Below are 21,983 nucleotides of genomic sequence, written 5' to 3'. Positions count from 1 at the left end.
CAACACCGTTGCTTAAGTGGATGCATGACTGAAGGCATGACATCAGGTATGGCTGGGACCACCGGCTCCCCCCTCCGCGTCGGTCTCGTCGGCTACGGCCTGGCGGGCTCCGTCTTCCACGCCCCGCTGATCGCCGCGACCGACGGCCTCGTGCTCGACACGGTCGTCACCTCGAACCCGGAGCGCCAGGCGCAGGCCCGCGCCTCCTTCGGTGACGGCATCCGCTGCGCGGCCACCCCCGACGAGCTGTGGGCGCGGGCCGACGAGCTCGACCTGATCGTCATCGCCTCCCCGAACAAGACGCACGTACCGATCGCGACGGCCGCCCTCAAGGCGGGCCTCCCGGTCGTCGTCGACAAGCCGATCGCCGGCACCGCCGCCGAGGCGCGCGAGCTGGCGGCGCTCGCCGAGGAGCGCGGCCTGCTGCTCTCGGTCTTCCAGAACCGCCGCTGGGACAACGACTTCCTGACGCTGCAGAGCCTGATCGCGCAGGGCGATCTCGGTGACGTCTGGCGCTTCGAGTCGCGCTTCGAGCGCTGGCGGCCGCAGCTCAAGGGCGGCTGGCGCGAGTCCGGCGACCCTGAAGAGATCGGAGGTCTCCTCTACGATCTCGGCAGCCACGTCGTCGACCAGGCCCTCGTCCTGTTCGGCCCGGCCGTCTCGGTCCACGCGGAGTCCGACGTGCGGCGCGCGGGCGCGGCGGCCGACGACGACACGTTCATCGCGATCACGCACGCGAACGGCGTCCGCTCCCACCTGTACGTCTCCGCGACCACGGCCCAGCTCGGCCCGCGCTTCCGTGTCCTCGGCTCGCAGGCCGGCTATGTGAAGTACGGCCTCGACCCGCAGGAGGCGGTGCTGCGCGAGGGCACGATCCCGGCGGCCGGCGAGCCCTGGGGCGTGGAGCCCGAGTCGATGTGGGGGCGGATCGGTTCCGGTGAGTCGCCGGTGACCGGCGGCGGCCGTGCCGTCGAGACGCTCCCCGGCGCCTACCCCGCGTACTACGCGGCCGTCGCCGCCGCCCTGCGCGGAACCGGCGAGAACCCGGTCACCGCCGAGCAGGCCGCGGCCGCGCTCGACGTCCTGGAGGCGGCCCGCCGCTCGGCCCGCGACGGTGTGACGGTGGCCCTGTGAGCGCGCCGACGGTCGAGGAGATCGAGGAGCAGGAGCGCCGCCTGGTCCTGCCGAAGTTCGGTCACGAGGACGCCTGGGAGCTGGGCTCGCTGCTCGTCGAGCTGGCCAGGGAGCGCAAGGCGCCGGTGGCGATCGACATCACGCGCGGCGGCCAGCAGCTCTTCCACGCGGCGCTCCCGGGCTCGACCCCGGACAACGACGCCTGGATCGCCCGCAAGCGCCGCGTCGTGGAGCGCTACGCCTGCTCGTCGCTGCTGGTCGGGACCCGTTTCCGGGCGAAGGGCACCACGTTCGAGGACTCGTCCAGGCTCGACCCGGACACCTACGCGGCGCACGGCGGCGCGTTCCCGCTGGCCGTCGAGGGCGCGGGAGTCATCGGAGCGGTGGTGGTATCCGGTCTCCCCCAGCTGGAGGACCACGCGCTGGTGGTCAAGGCCCTGGACCTCTTCGTCGCGGGCTAGACGCACGCCCCGAAAGGGGCGCGGGGAACTGCGCGACCAGCCACAACGGGCCGGCGGCCGACGAACCGGCCTCCGCAGTTCCCCCGCCCCCCCCCCCCGCGCGGAGCGCTACGCGTCCTTGAGTTCCTGGCGCTGGCGCCCCAGACCCTCGATCTCCAGCTCCACCACGTCCCCGGCCCGCAGATACGGCTTCGGCTCGGGCTGCCCCATCGCCACACCCGCCGGCGTCCCCGTGTTGATCACGTCGCCCGGGTAGAGGGTCATGAACTGGCTGACGTACCGGACGACCTCGGCGACCGGGAAGATCTGGTCGGCCGTCGAGCCGTTCTGCTTCAGCTCGCCGTTCACCCACAGTTTCAGGCCGAGCGCCTGCGGGTCCGCGACCTCGTCCGCCGTCACGAGCCAGGGGCCCAGCGGGTTGAACGTCTCGCAGTTCTTGCCCTTGTCCCAGGTGCCGCCGCGCTCGATCTGGAACTCGCGCTCGGACACGTCGTGCGCCACCGCGTATCCGGCGACGTGCGCGAGTGCCTCCTCGTGCGACTCCAGGTAGCGCGCCGTACGCCCGATGACGATCGCCAGCTCGACCTCCCAGTCCGTCTTCACGGACTTGCGCGGGACGAGCACGGTGTCGTCGGGGCCGACGACCGTGTCCGCCGCCTTGAAGAAGACGACGGGCTCCGACGGCGGCTCGGCGCCGGTCTCGGCGGCGTGGTCGTGGTAGTTCAGGCCGATGCACACGACCTTGCCGATCCGCGCGACCGGCGGGCCGACCCGCAGGCCGTCCGCGTCGAGCACGGGCAGCTCGCCGGACTCGGCGGCGGCCCGTACGCGCCCCAGCGCCGCGTCGTCGGCGAGCAGCTCCCCGTCGATGTCGGGGACGACTCCGCCCAGGTCACGCAGGACACCTTCGGCATCGAGCAGGGCCGGGCGCTCCGCCCCAGCGGTACCGACTCGCAGCAGCTTCATGGTTGAGACTCCTTGATCGAGGAGGGACCTCGCGACGGGTGCAGCCATCGGAGGACTGGTCGATCGTCCAAGGTCCTCATCCAGTCCGCAATACCTCGTTCACGGACTGGACCTTTACGCGGCAGTAGCAAGCGCCGCGGCGGAGGGCATGTCGCGGTAGAGGACGGCCCGCTCGACGGCGCTCCACGTCGTGCTCGTCACCACGTACAGGGCGGCGGCGAGCGGCACGAAGGCCACCGTGAACAGCGTCATGAACGACATCAGCGGCATGATCTTCGTCATCGAGGCCATCGCGCCCGCACCCGGCGCCTGCGGCCCGTCCGCGGCGGCCGGCAGCATCGGCTGGGCGGCCATCTGACGCTTCGTACGGGCGTAGTTGAAGCTCGCCACCGTCGCGACGATCGCGAACAGGACCAGATAGACGACGCCCTGCGCGCCGAAGAGGCCGCCGTCCGCGAGCGCGTCCTTGAAGCGCCCGCCCAGCGGCGCGGCGCCGAGGGTGTGGCCGAGCAGGGCGTTGGGCTCGCCGCCGATGCTGCCGTTGGAGAACAGGTGGTAGAGCAGGAAGAAGGCGGGGAGCTGGAAGAGGCTCGGCAGGCAGCCGGACAGCGGCGAGACCTTCTCCTCCTTGTGCAGCTCCATGATCGCCTTCTGGAGCTTCTCCGGGCTCTTCTTGTGCTTCTTGCGCAGTTCGGCGATGCGCGGCTGGAGCTTGGCGCGCTGGCGCTGTCCGCGTGCCGAGGCCCGGGACAGAGGGTGGACGAGAAGGCGTACGAACGCGGTGAACAGGACGATCGCCGCCGCGGTCGCCGAGGCGTGGAAGAGCGGATCGAGCAGGTCGGCGATGTGCTCGACCAGGCTGGCGAAGACAGACATGAACGTCGACATGGGTGAGCCCTCCGGGGGTCCCGTCGTGCCGGAATCGGAAGACCGCCGGGAAGGGCGGCCGATCGGCGTGACGGCCCGTACGCAGGGGGACCGGGGTGGAGCGGGTCCCCTACGCGGCCGTCAGGAGGAGACGGCCGGGTGCTCGGGGTCGGCTGCGCCCGCGGGCGTCCGGATCGCGCTGCGGCAGGAACGCGGTGCGTTGCTCCCGGTCGCGCATCGCGGTGCGGACCCGGGTGCGGGGCACGGCGGGGGCGCTGCGCGCGGCGAGCAGGGAGCAGACGGCGAGTGCGGAGCCCGCGGCGGCGGTCGCGGCGAACGCGACGGCGGCGGTGAGGCTGCCGGTGTCGACGAGAACGGTCTCGACGAGGAGGAACAGGAGCAGGGCGGCGGGTCGCAGGGCCGTGGCCCAGGTGCGCGTCATGTCCGGTGTCCCCCTCCTTCCCGCTGCTCGTGGTGACGTCGGGCCGTTCGGTACGGCGTCGGGCCCTCCCGCCCGTTATACAGGATCGGTCACGATCGGCTGAAGCATCAGCCGGGGCGAGAGCAGCGCCCGGCTGACCGGATCGGCGGGTTCCGGGTCGAGCCCGGGGCCCGGCAGCATCTCGACCTCCTCGACGGGCACGAGGATCCGGCAGGTCGGGCAGTCCCCCACGGGGCCGAGGTCCGTGCCGCACGTGACGTGCCGGAAGTCACGCAGCGCCGCCCCGCCGGAGCGGTGCTCACGGCCCCAGGCGCCGAGCGAGCGCAGCGTGGGCCACAGCTGCTTGCCGCGCTCCGTGACGACGTACTCGTCGCGCGGCGGCGACTCCTGGTAGCGGCGCTTGTCGAGGATCCCGGCGGCGGTCAGGGCCTGGAGGCGGGAGGCCAGGACGGCGCGCGGGATGCCGAGGTGGACGAGGAAGTCGTTGTAGCGCCGCACGCCGAAGAGCGCGTCGCGGACGACGAGGAGCGTCCAGCGTTCCCCGACCACCTCGAGCGCGCGGGCGATGGAGCACTCCTGCGTCGCGTAGTCCTTGCCGAGAGCCATGGCCCCACTGTAGCCACTTTTCGACATCTAGGTTCAATGACCGAACCAACGGTGTTACGCTCGATCCGTCGAGTGAGTTCATTGAATGAACCTTACTGATCCGAGGGGATCCGATGGGGATCCGTGCCGATCCGAACGCACCCGGTACGGATCCGAGCTGAATCCGTACTGCTGATCCGGCCGGATCAGCAGCCCGAACCCGAACCCGACCCGAGCTGCACCCGCGCCGCTGACCCGAGCCGCACCCGAGCCTGAAGGGCACACACCCATGCCACGGCCCGCACGACCTCCGTCTCCCGCCGCCACCCTGGCCGTCACCAGCGCCGCCACCGCCGTCGCCCTGATGACGTACACGGCCCCGATGGTCACGCTCCCCGCCACGGCCGCCGACCTGCACACCCCGCTCTCCGCCCAGGCCTGGCTGCTCAACGGCACGCCCCTCGGCCTCGCCGCGCTCCTCCTCGTCGCGGGCAGCCTCGCGGACGACTACGGGCGCCGCCGCGCCTTCCTCGCCGGCACGACCGCCCTCGGCATCACCACGGCGCTGGGCGCACTCGCCACCGACACCTGGCTGTTCACGCTGGCCCGCGTCGCCCAGGGCGCGGCGAGCGCGGCGATCCTCGCCAGCAGCCTCGGCCTCCTCGTCCACGCGTTCCCGCCCGGCGCGGGACGGGTGCGGGCCACCGGGATCTGGGGCGCGTTCGTCAGCGGCGGCATCGCGGTCGGCCCGCTGCTCGCGGGCGGCATCGCCACGGTGAGCTGGCGCTGGTCCTACGCGGTGCTCGGGCTCGCCGCCCTGCTGGTCGCCGCGCTCGCGCCGCGCGCGCTCACCGAGTCCCGGGCCGATGCGCGCGGCCGCCCCGACCTGGCGGGCGCCCTGACGCTGGGCCTCGCCCTCGTCGCGCTGCTCGCCGCGCTCACCCTGGGCCGCGACGGCTGGCTGCGCACGCCGGTCGAGGCGCTCCTCGCCGCGGCCTTCGTCCTCATCGCGGTGTTCGCGTGGGTCGAGCGGCGTGCCGGCGCGGACGACGGCCACCGTGTGGCACCCATGCTCGACCTCGGCCTCCTGCGCCGCCCGCTGTTCCTCGCGTCGTCCGCCGGCGGCCTGTTCACGGGCCTCTCGGTGATCGCCCTCTTCAGTTACCTGCCGACGCTCATCCAGCACACGATGGGCCTGTCCGCGATGGGGGCGGCCTGGCTGTTCCTGGCCTGGTCCGGGACCTCGTTCCTGGTGGCTCTCCAGGCCAGGCGCCTGGCGGGCCGCGTCTCGCCCCGGCATCAGCTCGCCCTCGGCTTCGCCCTGCACGCCGCCGCGGTCCTCACGATGCTGGGCGCCTTCGGCTCCGGCGCGTGGACCCGCCTCCTGCCGGGTCTGCTCGTCTCGGGCGTCGGCAGCGGGCTCCTGAACGCGGCGCTCCCGCTCCTCTCCGTGGAGTCGGTGCCCGCACAGCGCGCCGCGATGGGCTCCGGGGCCAACAACACGGCGCGGTACATCGGTTCGGCCGCGGGCGTCTCCCTGATGATCGCCCTCTCCACGGCGACCGGCACGACGCCCGGCGCGCTCACCCACGGCGCCGATGTCGCGCTGGCGGTGTCCGCGGGCCTCGCCGTCGTCGCGGCGCTCACGCTGCTCACCCTGCGGGAGCGGCGGCCCTCCCGGGCACCGGACCCGGCCGGCGCGCTCCAGGTACCGGCTGGGGCGGATCGCTGACCGAGGGGGCGGTGACCGGAGCCGGGACGACGGGGCCGGCACACCGGGGCCGACACCTCGGCGTCCGGCCGCCCGTCCTGCCGGGCCCGTCGGCGGGCGGAAGGTCCCGACACCGGGGGCGCCCAATCCCGTGACCGAGCGCCCGTCGGCGGGCGGAAGGGTCCCGACACCGGGGGCGCCCAGTCCCGTGACCGGGACACCGGATCCCGTCACCCCGGGACGCCAGGACCCGTGACCAGGCCGCCGCATCCCGTCACCAGGGCCACCAGGGCCACCAGGTCACGTAACCGGACCACCGGATCCCGTCACCCCGGGACGCCAGGACCCGTAACCAGGCCGCCGCATCCCGTCACCAGGGCCACCAGGCCACGTAACCGGACCACCGGATCCGTCTCTCCGAGGCGCCAGGTCCCGTGACCAGGCCGCCGCATCCCCGTCACCGGGGCCGCATCGACCGCAGCTTCCCCCACACCGCGAGCCGGTACCGGGACGTGTACTCGGGCGTGCAGGTGGTGAGCGTGATGTAGTACCCCGGCTCGCTGTACCCGGCACTCCGCACGACCTCGCTGCGCGGCACTCCCGCGATGACGCCGCCGTCGCGCGCGGAGGTCTGCGCGAGGGTCTTGTCGACGACGTACGTGTACACGGCGCCGCGGGTGCGGACCTGGACCTCGTCGCCCTTGCGCAGCCGGTTGATGTACCGGAAGGGCTCCCCGTGGGTGTTGCGGTGCCCGGCGAGCGCGAAGTTCCCGGGCCGGCCGGGCTGGGCGGTGGCGGGGTAGTGGCCGACGTAGCCCTTGTTGAGGACGTTCTGCTTTCCGACGCCCTCGGCGACGGGGACGGTGAGGCCGAGGCGGGGGATGCTGAGGACGGCGTAGGCCTGGTCCCAGCGGGGCGTTTCCCGGGAGGCGGAGGCGGAGTCGGCGGATGTCCGGCCCCCGGACCCGCTCCCGGTCCCCTCGCCGCCCGACGATCCGGCCGGGGTGTCGTCACCGGCCGGATCCGGGGCGCTGTCCTCACCCCCGTCGCCCCGTCCGCCCGACGGGGTGGCCGCCCACTCGTGCTCCAGCGCCCGCACCTTGCGCTCGGCACCGGCTCTGGCCTCGCGATTCGTCCACCACAGTTGATGGACCACGAGAAGGAGGAGGACGACCCCGAGGGTGACGGTGACTTCGGCACCGGTCCACAGGGTGCGGCGCAGGGCCGAGGGGCGCGGCCCCTGCGGACGGCCCGGGGCCGAGGGGCGGCGACCGAACGCTCGGCGTCCCGCGCGCGGAGCCGAGGGCCGTCGCCCGGACACACGGCGTCCCGCGCGCGGCCCCTGCCGCACGACGACAGGCCGCCGCTGCCGTTCCCGCCACCACTGCTTCCGCTCCCGCACGGGCGCAAGATAGGCCCTGCCTCCGCAACTCACCAGTGAACTGACCGGCCGGCTGCCGGTGCGGCCGGCCCGCCCCCGCACCCGGCCGCTCCCCCACCCCGGCCGCCCGGCCGGCCGCCCCTTAAGCTCGCGCCCCATGGGTCCCCTCTGGCTACTGGCACTGATTCCCTTCATCTCAGGCCTCGTACTGGCCGTCTCTCAGGTGCTGCAACTGGTCACCGAGATGCTCCGGCGCAGTACCGGCACCGTGGTCGACGCGACCGTGACGGGCCATGTCGCGTCGAACGAGGCGTCGTACGCAGTGCTGCACCCGGTGGTCAGCTGGACGGCGGCCGACGGCACGGCGCACGAACAGGCGCTGCCCGACGAGGTGGGCCCCCACGCGCTCCCCGAGGGCCGCCGCGTACGCGTGCGCTTCGACCCGTCGCACCCCCATCTCGCCGCCCTGGACACCGACGGCCGCTACCGCTCGTGCGTGGCCTGGCTGTGGGCGGGGACGGTGCTGTGGGCGGGCACGCTGGCCGTGGTGGTTTGGCGCATGGCGTACGTCCTGAACGAAGGCAACGGCTACGTGAGCCGGTGGTGACCTGGCGCCGGTGAGGGGGGTCGGCAGTACGGTGTCACCCATGCGCCCCGACACGCCTGCTACGCCCGCCGAGCCTGTAGACCCTGTCAACCACATCGCCGAAGCCGAGCGCCTGGAGCGCATCGCCGGCCTGTACCCGGAGGACGCCGAGCAGCTGCTCCTCCAGGCCGCGGCGCACTACGAACTGGCCGACGCCCGCCCACGCGCGGCCGCGCTGTACGACCGCCTGCTCGCAGGCCCGCCGTCCGCGCTGCAGCAGCCCCATCTGGTGAAGGCCCTGATGGCCGCGAACCTGTGGGAGTACGGCCACGAGGCCGAGGCCCGCGCGATCATCACGGGCATCCGGACCGCGGCCCCGAGGGACCCGGCCGCCTACGTGATCGTGGCGGAGGCCCTGGAGTCGCACGACGAGCTCGAAGCGGCGCACGAGTCCTTCACCGAGGCCCTGACGCTGCTCCTGCCGGAGGCCGAGCGCGCGAACCCGCCGTACGAGACGCACCCGCTCCTCCTCGGCCGCCACCGCGTACGCCGCCTGATCGGCGCGGAGCACGACGACTGGGACGCGCTCGCCGACCGGATCAACAAGGCCGAGGTGACCCTGGACGAACTCCACGACCCGAACCGGACGTGGGCGCTCGGCTCGGACAACCCGGCGGAACTGAGGGCCGAAATCCTGCGCCTGCGCGCCGAGTTGGGCTCGTACCGGCAGGCACTGTCCCGCCCGTTCCCGGTGGCGGTCCTGCACTGGCCGTCGACGGAGCTGACGGAACTCCTGGCCGCGTACCCCTCCCTCTCCGCCGAATACCCGTCCGACACAGAGCACTTGACCACCATAGAGTCCTCCCTCCGCGAACTCGCGGCCTCCGGCACACCGAACCTCGGCATCGTCGCGGGCACGGTCCCGTCGTACGAGGCGTTCGCGGCGTCGGAGTCCTCGCCCCCCACCGACGCGTCGCTGCTGCCGCAGTACGCCACGACACTGGCGGCCCGAGGCCGAGCGATCCCGTGGCCACCGGAGCGGGGCGCGGAGTGCTGGTGCGGGTCCAGGCGGGGGTATGGGGAGTGCCATGGGGCGGAGGAGAGCTGACCTGACCGCGGCCTGAGGGGAGTTGGGCGGTCCGGGTATTCGCGAAGGCGGGCGGAAGGGCGGGAACTGGAGCCCCTCCGGGGGAATTCCGCCAGTCTTCGGACCCTCGCCACACTATGTCCGACCTTTGCAGTACCGTCACACTTACTGATTCAACTGTCGGGCCGCTCCTCCCCCCCACGCAGGCCCCGACCTGTGTGCACGAGGAATGACATGCCCTACGAATCCGGTGCTGCGTGGCAGTACGACGTACCCACGACGGGCAGCACACACCTGCCGCCGGACTCCGGTTACGGCAAGGCCCTGTCCAATCAGGGATACGGCTTCGAGGTCGCTGTCGCCGACCTGATCGACAACTCGATCGACGCCGGAGCCGACAAGGTCGTCGTGCATTTCCTGCGCGACGCCGACCGCATCCTGACCCTGCTGATCATCGACAACGGCCAGGGCATGGACGATGCCGGACTCGACGCCGCCATGACCGTCGGCCGTCGCCGGGAGTACGGCGACGGCGCGCTCGGCATGTACGGCACGGGGCTGAAGGCGGCGTCCCTGTCCCACGCGTCCTCGCTCACCGTGGTCAGCCGCACCCGGCGCAGCCGCGCCGCCGGCCGCCGCCTCACGGCCGAGGGGGTCGAGGACGGCTTCCGCTGCGACACCGTCGACCCGCGGTACGCACAGGACCTCGTCGACCGCTACGACGGAATCATCGAGTGGCAGGGCACGGTGGTGCGCTGGGACCGGGTGCGCGCGTTCGAGACGGTCGCGCGCGGCCAGAGTGACCAGTTCCTCTCGAAGGCGATATCCCGTCTGGAGACCCATCTCGGCCTGTACCTGCATCGGTTCCTCCAGCGTGGCCTGAAGCTGGACATCGCGGTGTGGGACGTGGGCGGCGCGGGGACCGGCCTCGGCGAGGAGCTCGACCACATCGCGGTGGAGGCCCTGGATCCGTTCGGCTACAAGGTGCCGGGGCGCAAGGGCTATCCGCGGAAGTTCTCGGCCCCGGTGGAGGGGGTCGGCGAGGTCGGACTCACTACACACATCTGGCCGGCGAAGTCGAAGCAGGCGGGATTCCGCCAGATCGGGGCGCTCGCCGAACGGCAGGGTTTCTACTTCTACCGCAACGACCGCCTCGTACAGGCGGGCGGCTGGAACGGTCTGCGCAACCCGGAGAGCCACCTCGTCCTGGCGCGCGTGGCGGTCGACCTGCCCGCCGGCACCAACAACGTGTTCAGCCTCGACGTGAAGAAGGAAGGCGTCACCGTGACGCCCGCGTTCACGCTGGGGGTGGAGAAGGCGCTCGATGCGGCCGGGACCACGTTCCCCACGTACCAGGCCGACGCGGAGGCCGCCTACCGGGACGGCGCCAAGCGGTCCGAGATCGTACGCAAGCCCGTGACGCCACCGGGCAAGGGTCTCGACCCCAGGGTCAAGCGGGTCGTCAGGGAGGAACTCCCCGAGAAGCCGGGCGAGGACCCCATCGAGTTCACCTGGCGCACGCTCCCCGACGACCGCTTCTTCGAGCTGGACCGGGAGACGAACGTCATCGTCCTGAACAAGGCGTTCCGCGACGACTTCAACGACGGCCGCCGCGGCGGCTCGAACGACGCCCCGGTCACGAAGACCCTCCTGTACCTGCTCCTGGAGGACTGCTTCGGCCTCGGCCGCTGGGAGAAGACACGGCAGGACCGGATCGACTACTGGAACACGATCCTGCTGGCGTCGGTGGGCGCGCAGCGGGAGAGGCGCGTGCGGGGCGAGACGGCCTGAGGCCCCTCCCCCTTCCGCCTCTTCCCCCTCGCACGACACCGTCCCCCGCGCTTCCCGACCGCAGAAGGGCCGCCCGCAATGAGCGACGACGCGAACATCCTCCTGGAGATCCACACCTCCGCCCTGGCCGGAATGGTCAACAGCCCCCGGCACTTCGCCCGTTGGGCCGCGCTCGCCGCCGACGAGGACCATCCCGACGCGGACCTGACCGAGGAGACGTTCCGTGCGCGTCTCGTCGGCGGGGACGACGCGCTGCTCGCGCTGTGGAACCGCCACCTCAACGACTGGGACTTCGCCGAGTCCCCGCTCTGGTCCCCGGAGACCGCGCCGCGCACACTCGCACGCCGTGTGGCGGTGTACGAGCGGCTGCGCCTCGGCGAGGACCTGCGCAAGGTCCTGGACGAGGCCGTACGCGTGTCGGTGATCGCCGGACCCACCGTGATCACGCGGGAGTTCACGCCCTGGTACACGCAGGAGCGCGCGGCGGCCCGCACCTTCTACTGGCGGGCGTACGAGCGCAAGCTGCGCGACAAGGGCTGGTCGGACGCGGCGATCGCGAGCCTGGACGGGGCGAGCCGCGCGGTCGTCGAGCGCCTGTCCAACCCGGAACAGCCCGCCGCCCGCCAGGCGAAGGGCCTGGTCGTCGGCTACGTACAGTCCGGGAAGACCGCGAACTTCACGGGTGTGGCGGCCAAGGCGATCGACGCGGGCTACCGCCTGGTCATCGTCCTCGGCGGCACACTCAACATGCTGCGCGCACAGACCCAGCGCCGCATCGACATGGAGCTGATCGGCCAGGAGAACATCCTGGGCGGCGCGGACCCGTCGGACGTCGACTCGCTGGTCGGCATCGACTACGTGGGCGACGACGCCGAGTGGGACGACTTCGTGAGCCACGGGGGCCGCCCGTCGACGCGCGGCTCCTTCGACATCGATCGGCTCACCACGCGCGACAAGGACTACAAGAGCCTCGCGACGGGGATCCGCGCTCTCGAGTACGACAAGCGCGAGCGGACGCTCCCGCTCCACGACCCGTCGAACCTGCACCACGCGGCGGCCCGCGTGATGGTCGTGAAGAAGAACAAGGCGGTCCTGACCAAGCTGGTCAAGGACCTCAAGCAGATCCACGGCATCCTCGGCGAACTCCCCGCGCTGATCATCGACGACGAGTCGGACCAGGCGTCGGTGAACACGTCCAACCCGAAGAAGTGGGAACAGGGCCGCACCGAACGTACGGCGATCAACAGCCTGATATCGCAGCTCCTGACCCTTCTCCCGCGCGCCCAGTACGTCGGCTACACGGCAACCCCCTTCGCGAACGTCTTCGTGGACCCCAGCGACGGCGAGGACATCTTCCCCAGCGACTTCCTGATCTCGCTCCCGCGCCCCACCGGCTACATGGGCGTACAGGACTTCCACGACCTCGACTCACCCGTGGAGGACGGGGAGCGCACGGTCGCCAACTCCCAGGAGAAGGCGCATGTCCGGGGCATCTACGACTCCACGGGCGACCGCTTGCAGGAGGCGATGGACGCGTTCGTGCTGTCCGGAGCGCTGAAGCTGTACCGCCTGGCCGCGGGCGTCCCGGAGAAGAACTTCCGCCACCACACGATGCTCGTCCACGAGTCGGTGAAGATGGACGACCACGCGAAGCTGGCGCTGCGCATCAACACCATGTGGCACGAGGCCCCGCAGACGTCCGCGCCGGGCCACGCCCGCCTGGCGGCGCTGTGGGAGTCCGACTTCGCCGCGGTGAGCGACGCCCGCGCCGACGGACTCCCCTGCCCCGCCTCGTACGACGAACTGCGCCAGCACGTCAGCCGCGCACGCCAGTTGATCGGCTCCACCGGCACTCCGGTGATCGTCGTCAACGGCGACTCGGACCGCTACTTCGACCAGTTGGACCTCGACTTCGACAGCTCGAACGTCTGGAAGATCCTCGTGGGCGGCACGAAGCTGTCCCGCGGCTTCACGGTCGAGGGCCTCACGATCACGTACTACCGCCGCACGACACAGCAGGCGGACACCCTGATGCAGATGGGCCGCTGGTTCGGCTTCCGGCCCGGCTACCGGGATCTGGTCCGCCTCTACATAGGCCGCGAGGAGACGTACGGGCGGGAGAAGACCGCCGACCTGTACGAGGCGTTCGAGGCGGTGTGCCGCGACGAGGAACTGTTCCGCGAACAGCTGTCGCGGTACGCGGAACTGGTCGACGGCCACCCCCAACTGACCCCGTCCCAGGTACCGCCGCTCGTCTCCCAACACCTCCCGTGGCTGAAGCCGGCGGCTCGTAACAAGATGTTCAACGCGGAACTGGTGGAGGTGCGGTCGCCGGGTAAGCCCATCGAACCCGCCGCTTACCCCCTGGACTCCAGGACTGCCTCACGCAATACCGAACGCTGGCAGCCAGTGCTCGCCGCGCTCAGCGATAGCTCTACAAGGACATGTCAGCTTCTGCCGGAGGAGGCAACACCGCGCCGTAGTTTTCAGGCTGCCTCAACGGTGGTGCCCCATGCCCAGCTTCTCGGGGTACTCGGCGCGCTGGAATGGGAGATCAAGGGCCTCTTCACGCCGCACCTCACCTATCTCTCCCAGCTGGACGGGCGGCTCGCGAAGGTTGACGACTGGCTCGTCATCGCTCCCCACCTCACGGAACGCCATCGCGTCGAGGCCACTGTCCTGGGCCACGGCCCCTTCTCCCTGTTCCGTCGAAGCCGCCAGGCTGCAAAGGTCTCTTTCGGTCGCATCTCGGGTCTCGAGCACCGCACCTACGCCCAGCAGTTGATTGACAATGCCGGTACAGAGGCGACTGCCGAGATGGCAGCGGACATGGGCGCACACCGCGGCGTCGTCCTGCTCTACCCAGTGATTGAAGCCGCCACCGATTCTGAGGTGAGGGCCACCGCGTCCACAGGAACAGTGGGCGCATCCCAAGTCACGATGGCATTCACCTTGATCCCGCCGAGTGCAGCGATCAACTCCAAGCGCCAGCTCGTACGCTTCCGGGCTAAGGACTCGACCTTGCCCGATGCCGCCATCATTGATACGTACTAGGCCACTGACCGCACACCTACGGGTGCGCCAACTCAACGACTGGAGCAGGGATTTGCTGCCCTTCTTCGAGGATGCTGCAGCAGCGAGTCGCATCGCCGTCAACGATCTGGCCAATCAGGACACCGAGATGCGCGAGGTCTATGAGCGGATCCGCGCCCTCGACCCTGAGGGGCACCGATTCGCCTCCGTTCTTCGCGACACCATTGACATGCTGCTCAACGGCGAGGCCACTGGTCGCTACGACTGGAAGACCCTCTTTAAAACGGAGAAGACACACGCAGGGACCTTGGTAGAGATCAACCTGCAGCGCGAGTTCAAGTTCGATGACGGACTCGACATGGACTATCAGATCGCCGGCGCAGACGTGGACTGCAAATATTCCCAGCAGTTCGGTGGGTGGATGATCCCGCCTGAGGCGATGGGGCACCTTTGCCTGCTGGTATGGGCAGACGACTACAAGAGCCGATGGAGCGCGGGGCTGCTCCGCGTTCAGCGCGAGTGGCTGAACGCAGGCAACAACCGAGATATGAAGCTGACCGTCAAGGCTGCTCACCGGGACAAGATCTGGTGGCTGTGGAATGACGCGGAGCTGCCCGAGAACGTGCTGCTACACATGGACGATATAGACCGAGAGGCGGTTTTTGCCTCAACGTCTGGCCAGCAACGTCTGAACGAGCTGTTCAGACGAGCACAGAAGCGGCGTATCGGCCGGAACGTGGTACGCACCGTGGCACAGCAGAAGGACTACATGAAGCGCGTGCGCGGCAACGGCGGCTCACGGTCCGCCCTCCAAAGCGAGGGAATCATCATCATGGGAGATTACAAGACTCACCAGAAAATCGCCGACCAACTCGGAGTCCCTGTTCCTCGAGAGGGTGAATTTGTAAGCGCACGAGTGGTCGAATCTTCTAGCTCTAACGATTCAAATCGCGCCATAATCAAAGGGCAATCATGGATTGTCGCAGACCCTGTCGATCCCGTGACACCCGCCCCCGAACTACCCTCCCACACACGAACAGCATGACCAGATTCGGGACGGGGTAACATCTTTATGAGTATCGAATATTCGGCAGCCGAAGATACCGCCATCCAGGAAGCGCTCACATGGTTCCGCAGCCATAAAAACTACGCGGCAAAGTTCAGAGATTCAGTGAGAATCGCCGCCAATGAAGTCCTCGACGGCCGCAGAACGGGGCGGTATTCAATCGGGCAGCTAACAAAGAACGAGAAATCTTATATCGGCACAAAAGTCGAGATCGTTCTACAGGACGCCTTTTCGATCCCCCGAGGAAAAAAGACAGAGGGAGGCCAGAAGAAGCCCCTTGATTATCTAATATCCGGACACGAAGTAGACTGCAAGTTCACGATCGGCGCCAACTGGGCGATCCCAACAGAAGCCGTCGGGAAGGCCTGTCTGCTCGTAAGTGTCGACGAATCCAAAGAAATCTTCAGCGCAGGAATCCTGAGGGCTCTCCCCGGACTCCTTACGGGAAAGCCCAATAAGGATGGAAAGAAGGGCGTTTCCGCCGCCGGAAAGAAGAATATCGAGTGGCTATGCAAGGAGACGGATTTCCCTAAGAGCATCCTGCTCTCTCTGCCCTCTGAAGACCAAGACTACATCTGCAATGAGTCGCAATCTGGACAGGAGCGCATCAATCGACTCTTCGAGCGAGTGCAGCAACGCCTGATCGACCGCGACACCACAGACACGGTGGCTCAGCAGTTGGACGGAATGGCACGAGCCCGCGAAGGGAAGGGGCGGGCGCGGACTGTGCTAAGGGAGCAGGGGATTCTTATTGCCGGACACTGGAAGACGCATAAAATGGTTCTGGACGCTTTGAAGGTGCCTGTGCCTCGGATGCCTAAGAACGGGGAACTGGTTAGCTTCCGGGTCATCGAAGCCAAGCCATGGCATAAAGATCGGCCTCGCACCTTCCTGGACGACAGAGAATGGGTGCTTGCGACGGACGACGAACGCTGCGAGCCGGGCCCTTCCCTTCCCGGGAAGAAAAAATGAAGTCCCTAGCGTAGCCGACACGGAATCACAAATCATGAGCGAACCTTGGAATCCACCAGAGGGCTCGTGGGCTTCATCTGCAGCCCGTCGCCGCAACATGCAAGCCATTCGCAGCCGGGACACAAAGCCCGAACAGCTAGTCCGCAGACTTGTGCACGCCCGGGGGCTGCGTTATCGCGTCGCTGCCAAGCCGCTTCCCGATCTGCGCCGCACTGCTGATCTGGTTTTCCGCCCTACCAAGGTCGCCGTCTTCATCGACGGCTGCTATTGGCATGGCTGCCCCGAGCACTATGTCCCGCCAAAGACCAATCCCGGCTACTGGTCGGACAAGGTGGCCCGGAACATGGCTCGCGACCGGGACACCGACCAGCAGCTCGCCGAAGCAGGATGGCTCGTGCTTCGATTCTGGGAGCACGAGCCATCGGAAGAGTGCGCCTCGCGGATCGCTGACGAAGTGGCGCGGCGGCGATCCGGCAAGGCGTAGCAGGCGGGTTAGCTCTTCTCCACGTCCCGCTCGCGGGCGGCCCGCAGAACCTCGATGATCGAACGGCCAACCGCTTCAGCAACGGGCGGGGGAAACGCGTTTCCGACCTGCCGGTAGCGCGCCGTCTTGCCCCCAGTGAACTCCCATGTCGCAGGGAACCCCTGGATGATCGCCGCCTGCTGGACAGTGAGCATGGGGCCAGCGTCACCAAAGAGGTCTCGGTCCTCAGTCCCCTTCTCCTTGCACACCTCGGGGTCGTTTGCGACTCCAAGGCCTGAGACACCGAGTTGCTTCCAGGCCGCCTTAGCTCGGCTGGGGCCCAGGTCCGCGCCCCCGTGCTTCTTCGACCCGCCGACCAGCGTGGGCGCGATGCCGCCACCCTTGCCCTTCAGCTCCAGGTCACGCTTCGTCGCCGTGTCGAGCCAGCGGTCGTACGCGTCGCGGGCACGCTGCGCGTGAATCCCCTCAAAGTACGGCTCGTAGCGATCGTGCATCGTCGGCTGAAGCTTGTCCGCCACACTGACCGGTTCCTCGTGTGTGGGGGTCGGCCACTCGTACTTCAGATCTTTGAGTACGTCGTTCCGGAAGGCCACAAGAATGGCTCGCGGCCGGAGCTGCGGAACTCCGAAGTCACTAGCCTCAAGAACGTCCCACTTACACACCGTGTAACCGAGACCCTCATCTGTTACCTCTTGGCCGTCATCACCCAGGTACCGGCCGCCCTGCAGCCGGGCCTCAATTGAGTCGCGGTAGCTGGCAAACTTCGGGTCCTTGATGCCGCGCACGTTCTCGATCATCACCGCGCGAGGCTCTAGAAGCTCGACGAGCTTCAGCATTCGCGGGAAGAGGTCCCTCTCATCGTCCTTGCCCAGCTGCTTGCCCGCATGTGAGAACGGCGGGCACGGAACCCCTCCGGCCAAGAGATCAAGCTCACGCTTCGGAAGCCTCTTGCCACCCTTTGTGAGGTCTCTGTGCGGTTCGAACTCCTTGACGTCCGCCTCCAGGACGTCGCAGTGCTCCCGCTCCCAGTCCCACTCCGGGCGCACTGCGATGTTCTTGTCGAGCGTCGCCTTCGCGTGCGCGTCGATCTCCACGAGGGCGAGGTGCTTGAATCCAGCCGCATGGAGCCCAACAGCTTGGCCGCCCGCGCCGGCGCAGATCTCGATCGAAGTGAACTCCCGCTCAGTGCTGGTCATGCACCCTCCTCATTACACGTACCTCGCTGACGTCTTGTACCGCCAGCCATCACAGAGGGTGACAGACCCCACTGACAACGCGGCCTCCACAAGTGTGCGGCATCCCGTAAGCCCCTCGAGCCACTACCCGCGCGATAGCGAACACTCATACGATATGGCCCATGACGCGAAGCGACTGGACCAGGGACGAACTGCTTCTGGCCTGTGCGCTCGTCGTACACAACGGGTGGCACGAACTCCGTCAGGGCGACGCGAGCGTACTCGAACTGTCCGACCTGCTCCGATCGCTCCCGACCAATCATGACGCCGCCGGCGACCCTCGATTCCGCTCGCCCAATAGCGTCAGCCGTAAGACCACCGACATCGCGACTGCCCATCCCGACTACCGAGGCGCGGCCACGCGAGGCGGCCGGCCAACGCGGGATGTCGTCAATGACTTCCTGGAACACCCGACAGAGATGCTGGCTTCCGCTGAAGCTATCCGCCTCGGCATCGCATCTGGAGAACTCCACCGGATCCCGCCTCAGCCCGACGAAACCGGCGACGACGGTGAGACGACTGCGCCGGAAGGACGGCTGCTGACCCGGTGGGCGCTGTACAGGGAGCGCGACCGGGGCCTCCGCAACCGCAAGATCCGGCAAGCTCGCCGTCAAGGTCAAGCCATCCGGTGCGAGGTCTGCTCCTTTGACTTCAAGCGCCTCTACGGCGACCTCGGGGACGGGTACATCGAGGTTCACCACACCCTGCCCCTCCATATCTCCGGGCCGACCGAGACCAAGCTCGACGATCTCGCCTTCCTGTGTGCCAACTGCCACCGCATGTGCCACAAGGGTCACCAGGGAGAATCCTGGCGCACTCCAGACGCCCTGCGGTCCGTGATCCGGAAGTCCGCTCAAAGCGCTCACTCCGCGGCGCCCGATTCGGTCTCGTAGTGGACCTGGGCCCGTCAAGGAAGTCATCCGGATCACATCCTTTCGCCGCGGTCCAGTGGAGCAAATCTGCGATCAGCTCTACAGCCGCATCTTCGAGTTCGACAGACTTCAAGGGGCTGGCTAATGAAAGGTGGGCGGCTTTGAGCTACCCCACACGGACCTCGCACCACACGGTCTTGCCGACGTTTCGCCCCTCAACTCCCCAGTCCGACGCCAGATCCTGCACGATCAGCAGCCCTCGGCCGAACTGCTCGCTCTCGGTCGCTGCGCGCAGCTCTGGGAGCACCTCTCCCCTGGGGTCGGACACCGAGATCCTCAACGCGCTGCTGTTGAGGCTCAGTTCCACTTGAAAGAGGCGGCCCCGGAAGCAGCCGTGCATCAGTGCGTTCGTCGCGAGCTCAGACACCAGAAGGGCAACCGAACCCGCCTGATCCCCGTGGCCCCACTCCTCGATCAGGCGGGCCGCGCGGCGCCGAGCCAGGAACACGCTTCTCGGGTACGCGGTGTAGGAGAGCTTGTCGGAGTGGATGACGCCCTCTTGAGAGTTCACTTCGGCCATCTGCATGTACCTCCGGATGCAAGACATCCACAGCCAACTGGCAGCGCCGGTTGGGCTCTTGGATACAGAGAGTACGGAGATGACTACACTGGATGCAATCGACTCGGGGAAAATTACACCCGGACTGGTTGCGTGCCGACGTTGCCGAACCGCAAACTGTGCGTGCATCCAGGGAGGGCACCGCGTGAAGCCAGATCAGCCATCACAGGGAAATCGTGCCTCCACGGTCCTTGGCCGGCGGTTGGGCGGAGAGCTCCTCAAGCTGCGCCTTGAAGCCGGCCTTACGCAGGGGCAGGCGGCCCAAGCTCTATCCGCTTCGACGGCCAAGGTCGCGAAGATGGAGAGCGGCTGGGTTCCCATGCGCGATCCGGACATCCGAGCGCTCTGCGACCGCTACGGCGTCACTGACCTTGACCTGATCAAGCACTTGTTGACCCTGGCCGACAGGGATCGCGATCGTCGCAAGGTCCGCGGCTGGTGGAACCAGTACCCCGAGCTGCGCACTCTGGTTGAGTACGTCGCCCTTGAGGATGTCGCCACGTCCGTCAGGACCTGGCAACTCGCCTTTGTTCCAGGGCTGTTCCAGACCCCCGACTACGCCCGCGCCCTCGCGGTCGGCAGTGCGGATTGGGAGGATCCCGACGAGATCGAGCGCTTCGTCGAGGCCAAAATCGCGCGGCAGAGCAGGCTCACTGGCGACTCGCCTCTCGAGATCTGGGCCATCGTCGCGGAAGCCGCTTTGCGGCAGCTCGTCGGAGGACGTTCCGTCATGCGCGCCCAGTTGAGCCATCTACTCAAGACGGCCCAGCTCCCCAACGTCAAACTTCAAGTAATGCCCAGCCTCGCGGGTGCCCACCCCGGCATGACCAGCTCCTTCAACATCGTTTCCTTCACGGATCCTGGCGCGATGGACGTGGTCTACATGGACACGACGTCATCTACGCTGTGGCTGGAGAGCGAGAAGGACGCGACGCACCACAACACTTTGTTCGGCCGCATCGCTCGACTCTCCATGGCGCAGCACGACTCCCGTGCCCTGATCGAGAGCATCCGCGAGGAGATCTAGTACATGTCCGCCTTCGAGTTCGCGAAGTCCACCTACAGCAGCGGCAACGGCGAGTGTGTCGAGGTGGCCGCCAACCTGCCCGGCATCGTGGCCGTTCGCGACTCCAAGGACCTCGGGCACCCACACATCCGTGTCGGCAGTGCTGCATGGTCTCAGTTCATCGACGGCGTCACGCAGCCTCCGTACGTCGGACGCTGAGCTACAGACAGATCAGTTTCACTGAGCTCGTGGACAGCACCGCTGTTCTCTGCTGGGCTGGATCTCGCCGGCTCGCCGGAGTGTCGGACAACCCGGCGGGATCCCGTCCTCGCTAGTTCACCTGCTAGGCCCACGAACGGGTTCGCGCCGCCCGCCAAGCCTCCGTCAGGGCTGGTCGAACCAGATGAACGACGCGATCCGCCAGCCCTCCGGCGTGCGGACGAACTGGATGGACTTCGTGCCGGCGCCCTCGAACGGTTCGCCGTTCATGACGCCTGACTTGCGGTACTCGCCGAAGCGCGCCGCGATGTCCCCCGCGATCTCGGTCCGTTCAGTCGTCTCCCACTCGGAGAACTCGACCAGCCGGCCGTCTGACAGCAGCTTCCGGCGCGGCTCGATGAACTCGTCCACCGTGTAGACCGTGGTCGCCGCGCCGGTGCTCACGATCACGGCGCCGGGGATCGTGAGACGGCGGATCCGGTCGACGTCCGCCTCAGCGCCGCCCCTGTTGTCGAACGCGCCGAAGAACTCGGCCGTGATCGCGTCTATTTCAGCCTTGGTGGTGCTTATGGTCTCGGACATGGCCGGGACAGTAGCACCCAGCCGGACGGACCTGTCGGGGCGGCGGATCGGCCGCGCTCCATGCCTGGTGGCGACGTCGAACTCCCGGAGCCAGTGGGGGTTTTGAGGTGCAGCGGCGGCCCATTTCAGCCGGGACCGAGTGGGGCGCGGGCTCCCCTACTCGCCGCCCTGCGCCCGCCCCTCCCCGTAATCCGCCACGAACCCTCCCCCGCCCACCCGCTCCGCCACCCGGGCCAGCCAGCCGCTCGGGGAGTACGGCGACGGGGGGTCGACCTCCATGCCCAGTTCCGTCAGCGCCAGCGCGTAGTCCGACTCGTCCAGGGGCAGGGCCATCAGTTCGTGGAGTTCTCCCGCCAGGCGCGCCTTGAGGTGGGGGTCCGTCGTGGCGATGTAGTCCGTGATCGCCGCGTCGTGGTCCGCGAACTCGTCCGGCATGTCCTGGGAGAACCAGCCGCCGAGGAACTGCGCCGCCTCCGGGAAGCGGGCGCGCCACTCCCAGTGGGTCGACGGGGCCGAGGGCGGCGGGACTTCGCCTTCCTCGACGCTGTGCTTGATGTGGTCGGCGAGCAGGCTCAGCCACGCCTGGATGTCGCCGTCAGGCAGGCCGACATCGGGGACCGAGTAGAACTCGCCCAGACGCAGACGCACTCGGCCCGGAGGGTTACGGGAGTACTCGCGCAGCTGCGTCTCGGCGGCGGCCAGCGCCCAGGGGCGCGTGTGCCAGGTGTGGCGCAGGTAGGCGGTGAGGGCGACGCTCGGCTTGTCCTCGGTGTCGTCCGCGACCTGGCCGTCGTAGGCGCGCATCACCTGGTCCAACTCGCCGTAGCGTCGGTCGTGTTCGAGGGGTTTCATGGGCACGGCTGCGGCGTCCTCTGCAAGACGGT

General features: G+C 68.5%; 22 protein-coding genes. 13 read left to right on the top strand and 9 right to left on the bottom strand.

What is annotated here, in order from left to right; all coding sequences use genetic code 11:
* Positions 1-48 precede the first annotated feature (48 nt).
* Positions 49-1,134 carry a Gfo/Idh/MocA family oxidoreductase gene (locus OHO83_RS28045; protein WP_330279886.1) on the top strand — a complete coding sequence of 362 codons (1,086 nt, stop codon included), beginning with the start codon at positions 49-51 and terminating at the stop codon, positions 1,132-1,134.
* Complete coding sequence (locus OHO83_RS28040) at positions 1,131-1,595, top strand: heme-degrading domain-containing protein (RefSeq protein ID WP_266670891.1); 465 nt, start codon at positions 1,131-1,133, stop codon at positions 1,593-1,595. The genes OHO83_RS28045 and OHO83_RS28040 overlap by 4 nt, the downstream gene beginning before the upstream one ends.
* 108 nt (positions 1,596-1,703) lie before the next feature.
* Here the strand turns inward: OHO83_RS28040 and OHO83_RS28035 are convergent, their stop codons facing one another.
* The 4 genes from OHO83_RS28035 to OHO83_RS28020 all read right to left on the bottom strand — a co-directional run bounded on the left by OHO83_RS28035 (position 1,704) and on the right by OHO83_RS28020 (position 4,476).
* On the bottom strand, positions 1,704-2,561 hold the full coding sequence (locus tag OHO83_RS28035; protein WP_329435043.1) for a fumarylacetoacetate hydrolase family protein: 858 nt from the start codon (positions 2,559-2,561) through the stop codon (positions 1,704-1,706).
* 114 nt (positions 2,562-2,675) lie between these two features.
* Positions 2,676-3,449: a YidC/Oxa1 family membrane protein insertase gene (locus tag OHO83_RS28030; protein ID WP_266670895.1), complete on the bottom strand. Its 774-nt coding sequence runs from the start codon at positions 3,447-3,449 to the stop codon at positions 2,676-2,678.
* A gap of 109 nt (positions 3,450-3,558) precedes the next feature.
* Complete coding sequence (locus OHO83_RS28025) at positions 3,559-3,870, bottom strand: DUF6412 domain-containing protein (RefSeq protein ID WP_116512795.1); 312 nt, start codon at positions 3,868-3,870, stop codon at positions 3,559-3,561.
* 75 nt (positions 3,871-3,945) lie between these two features.
* Positions 3,946-4,476: a winged helix-turn-helix transcriptional regulator gene (locus tag OHO83_RS28020; RefSeq protein WP_266670897.1), complete on the bottom strand. Its 531-nt coding sequence runs from the start codon at positions 4,474-4,476 to the stop codon at positions 3,946-3,948.
* A gap of 268 nt (positions 4,477-4,744) precedes the next feature.
* On the opposite strand from OHO83_RS28020, the gene OHO83_RS28015 reads away from it, so the two are divergent.
* Positions 4,745-6,187: an MFS transporter gene (locus OHO83_RS28015; RefSeq protein WP_329435041.1), complete on the top strand. Its 1,443-nt coding sequence runs from the start codon at positions 4,745-4,747 to the stop codon at positions 6,185-6,187.
* Positions 6,188-6,623: 436 nt separating this feature from the next.
* On the opposite strand, the gene OHO83_RS28010 is transcribed toward OHO83_RS28015, so the two are convergent.
* Complete coding sequence (locus OHO83_RS28010; RefSeq protein ID WP_330280800.1) at positions 6,624-7,388, bottom strand: class E sortase; 765 nt, start codon at positions 7,386-7,388, stop codon at positions 6,624-6,626.
* Between the two features lie 316 nt (positions 7,389-7,704).
* Here OHO83_RS28010 and OHO83_RS28005 point away from each other — a divergent pair, with 316 nt between their 5' ends.
* The 7 genes from OHO83_RS28005 to OHO83_RS27975 all read left to right on the top strand — a co-directional run bounded on the left by OHO83_RS28005 (position 7,705) and on the right by OHO83_RS27975 (position 16,566).
* Positions 7,705-8,154: a DUF3592 domain-containing protein gene (locus tag OHO83_RS28005; RefSeq protein ID WP_266670901.1), complete on the top strand. Its 450-nt coding sequence runs from the start codon at positions 7,705-7,707 to the stop codon at positions 8,152-8,154.
* A 40-nt stretch (positions 8,155-8,194) separates the two neighbouring features.
* Positions 8,195-9,241, top strand: a complete 1,047-nt coding sequence (locus OHO83_RS28000) for an SEC-C domain-containing protein (RefSeq protein WP_266670903.1) — start codon at positions 8,195-8,197, stop codon at positions 9,239-9,241.
* Positions 9,242-9,454: 213 nt separating this feature from the next.
* Positions 9,455-11,011 (top strand): ATP-binding protein, encoded by a 1,557-nt coding sequence (locus OHO83_RS27995; protein ID WP_266670905.1) that lies wholly within the window; start codon positions 9,455-9,457, stop codon positions 11,009-11,011.
* A gap of 78 nt (positions 11,012-11,089) precedes the next feature.
* Positions 11,090-14,065, top strand: a complete 2,976-nt coding sequence (locus OHO83_RS27990; RefSeq protein WP_330279885.1) for a Z1 domain-containing protein — start codon at positions 11,090-11,092, stop codon at positions 14,063-14,065.
* A gap of 52 nt (positions 14,066-14,117) precedes the next feature.
* Complete coding sequence (locus tag OHO83_RS27985) at positions 14,118-15,089, top strand: NaeI family type II restriction endonuclease (RefSeq protein ID WP_443066104.1); 972 nt, start codon at positions 14,118-14,120, stop codon at positions 15,087-15,089.
* Positions 15,090-15,116: 27 nt separating this feature from the next.
* Positions 15,117-16,082 (top strand): NaeI family type II restriction endonuclease, encoded by a 966-nt coding sequence (locus OHO83_RS27980; RefSeq protein WP_330279883.1) that lies wholly within the window; start codon positions 15,117-15,119, stop codon positions 16,080-16,082.
* Positions 16,083-16,116: 34 nt separating this feature from the next.
* A complete protein-coding gene (locus OHO83_RS27975; RefSeq protein WP_330279882.1) occupies positions 16,117-16,566 on the top strand; it encodes a very short patch repair endonuclease in 450 nt (149 codons plus the stop codon).
* A gap of 8 nt (positions 16,567-16,574) precedes the next feature.
* On the opposite strand, the gene OHO83_RS27970 is transcribed toward OHO83_RS27975, so the two are convergent.
* The gene (locus tag OHO83_RS27970) at positions 16,575-17,762 is read right to left on the bottom strand and encodes a DNA cytosine methyltransferase (RefSeq protein ID WP_330279881.1); all 1,188 of its coding nucleotides are present in this window, start codon (positions 17,760-17,762) and stop codon (positions 16,575-16,577) included.
* A gap of 161 nt (positions 17,763-17,923) precedes the next feature.
* Here OHO83_RS27970 and OHO83_RS27965 point away from each other — a divergent pair, with 161 nt between their 5' ends.
* Entirely contained in the window at positions 17,924-18,694 is a 771-nt protein-coding gene (locus OHO83_RS27965; protein ID WP_330279880.1) for an HNH endonuclease, read from the top strand.
* 145 nt (positions 18,695-18,839) lie between these two features.
* On the opposite strand, the gene OHO83_RS27960 is transcribed toward OHO83_RS27965, so the two are convergent.
* The gene (locus tag OHO83_RS27960) at positions 18,840-19,253 is read right to left on the bottom strand and encodes an ATP-binding protein (RefSeq protein ID WP_330279879.1); all 414 of its coding nucleotides are present in this window, start codon (positions 19,251-19,253) and stop codon (positions 18,840-18,842) included.
* Between the two features lie 184 nt (positions 19,254-19,437).
* Here OHO83_RS27960 and OHO83_RS27955 point away from each other — a divergent pair, with 184 nt between their 5' ends.
* Both OHO83_RS27955 and OHO83_RS27950 read left to right on the top strand, forming a co-directional pair.
* Complete coding sequence (locus OHO83_RS27955) at positions 19,438-20,319, top strand: helix-turn-helix domain-containing protein (protein ID WP_266670913.1); 882 nt, start codon at positions 19,438-19,440, stop codon at positions 20,317-20,319.
* Between the two features lie 3 nt (positions 20,320-20,322).
* Positions 20,323-20,517, top strand: a complete 195-nt coding sequence (locus tag OHO83_RS27950; protein WP_266670915.1) for a DUF397 domain-containing protein — start codon at positions 20,323-20,325, stop codon at positions 20,515-20,517.
* Positions 20,518-20,682: 165 nt separating this feature from the next.
* Here OHO83_RS27950 and OHO83_RS27945 read toward each other — a convergent pair whose 3' ends face one another.
* Together OHO83_RS27945 and OHO83_RS27940 are read right to left on the bottom strand one after the other, a co-directional pair.
* Entirely contained in the window at positions 20,683-21,099 is a 417-nt protein-coding gene (locus tag OHO83_RS27945; RefSeq protein ID WP_330279878.1) for a nuclear transport factor 2 family protein, read from the bottom strand.
* Positions 21,100-21,255: 156 nt separating this feature from the next.
* A complete protein-coding gene (locus tag OHO83_RS27940) occupies positions 21,256-21,957 on the bottom strand; it encodes a contact-dependent growth inhibition system immunity protein (protein WP_330279877.1) in 702 nt (233 codons plus the stop codon).
* Positions 21,958-21,983: the final 26 nt, after the last annotated feature.

It is taken from the genome of Streptomyces sp. NBC_00569, assembly GCF_036345255.1.
In the GTDB taxonomy this organism is placed as follows: Bacteria; Actinomycetota; Actinomycetes; order Streptomycetales; family Streptomycetaceae; genus Streptomyces.
The sequence above is the reverse complement of the archived record's forward strand: the minus strand, read 5'-3'. Positions and strand labels throughout refer to the sequence as shown.

What these genes read in the sequence shown, in the direction of transcription:
- OHO83_RS28045 (WP_330279886.1), top strand. Translation starts at nt 49, where the DNA reads ATGGCTGGGACCACCGGCTCCCCCCTCCGCGTCGGTCTCGTCGGCTAC.
- OHO83_RS28035 (WP_329435043.1), bottom strand. Translation starts at nt 2,561, where the DNA reads ATGAAGCTGCTGCGAGTCGGTACCGCTGGGGCGGAGCGCCCGGCCCTG.
- OHO83_RS28030 (WP_266670895.1), bottom strand. Translation starts at nt 3,449, where the DNA reads ATGTCGACGTTCATGTCTGTCTTCGCCAGCCTGGTCGAGCACATCGCC.
- OHO83_RS28025 (WP_116512795.1), bottom strand. Translation starts at nt 3,870, where the DNA reads ATGACGCGCACCTGGGCCACGGCCCTGCGACCCGCCGCCCTGCTCCTG.
- OHO83_RS28020 (WP_266670897.1), bottom strand. Translation starts at nt 4,476, where the DNA reads ATGGCTCTCGGCAAGGACTACGCGACGCAGGAGTGCTCCATCGCCCGC.
- OHO83_RS28015 (WP_329435041.1), top strand. Translation starts at nt 4,745, where the DNA reads ATGCCACGGCCCGCACGACCTCCGTCTCCCGCCGCCACCCTGGCCGTC.
- OHO83_RS28005 (WP_266670901.1), top strand. Translation starts at nt 7,705, where the DNA reads ATGGGTCCCCTCTGGCTACTGGCACTGATTCCCTTCATCTCAGGCCTC.
- OHO83_RS28000 (WP_266670903.1), top strand. Translation starts at nt 8,195, where the DNA reads ATGCGCCCCGACACGCCTGCTACGCCCGCCGAGCCTGTAGACCCTGTC.
- OHO83_RS27995 (WP_266670905.1), top strand. Translation starts at nt 9,455, where the DNA reads ATGCCCTACGAATCCGGTGCTGCGTGGCAGTACGACGTACCCACGACG.
- OHO83_RS27990 (WP_330279885.1), top strand. Translation starts at nt 11,090, where the DNA reads ATGAGCGACGACGCGAACATCCTCCTGGAGATCCACACCTCCGCCCTG.
- OHO83_RS27980 (WP_330279883.1), top strand. Translation starts at nt 15,117, where the DNA reads ATGAGTATCGAATATTCGGCAGCCGAAGATACCGCCATCCAGGAAGCG.
- OHO83_RS27975 (WP_330279882.1), top strand. Translation starts at nt 16,117, where the DNA reads ATGAGCGAACCTTGGAATCCACCAGAGGGCTCGTGGGCTTCATCTGCA.
- OHO83_RS27970 (WP_330279881.1), bottom strand. Translation starts at nt 17,762, where the DNA reads ATGACCAGCACTGAGCGGGAGTTCACTTCGATCGAGATCTGCGCCGGC.
- OHO83_RS27965 (WP_330279880.1), top strand. Translation starts at nt 17,924, where the DNA reads ATGACGCGAAGCGACTGGACCAGGGACGAACTGCTTCTGGCCTGTGCG.
- OHO83_RS27960 (WP_330279879.1), bottom strand. Translation starts at nt 19,253, where the DNA reads ATGGCCGAAGTGAACTCTCAAGAGGGCGTCATCCACTCCGACAAGCTC.
- OHO83_RS27950 (WP_266670915.1), top strand. Translation starts at nt 20,323, where the DNA reads ATGTCCGCCTTCGAGTTCGCGAAGTCCACCTACAGCAGCGGCAACGGC.
- OHO83_RS27945 (WP_330279878.1), bottom strand. Translation starts at nt 21,099, where the DNA reads ATGTCCGAGACCATAAGCACCACCAAGGCTGAAATAGACGCGATCACG.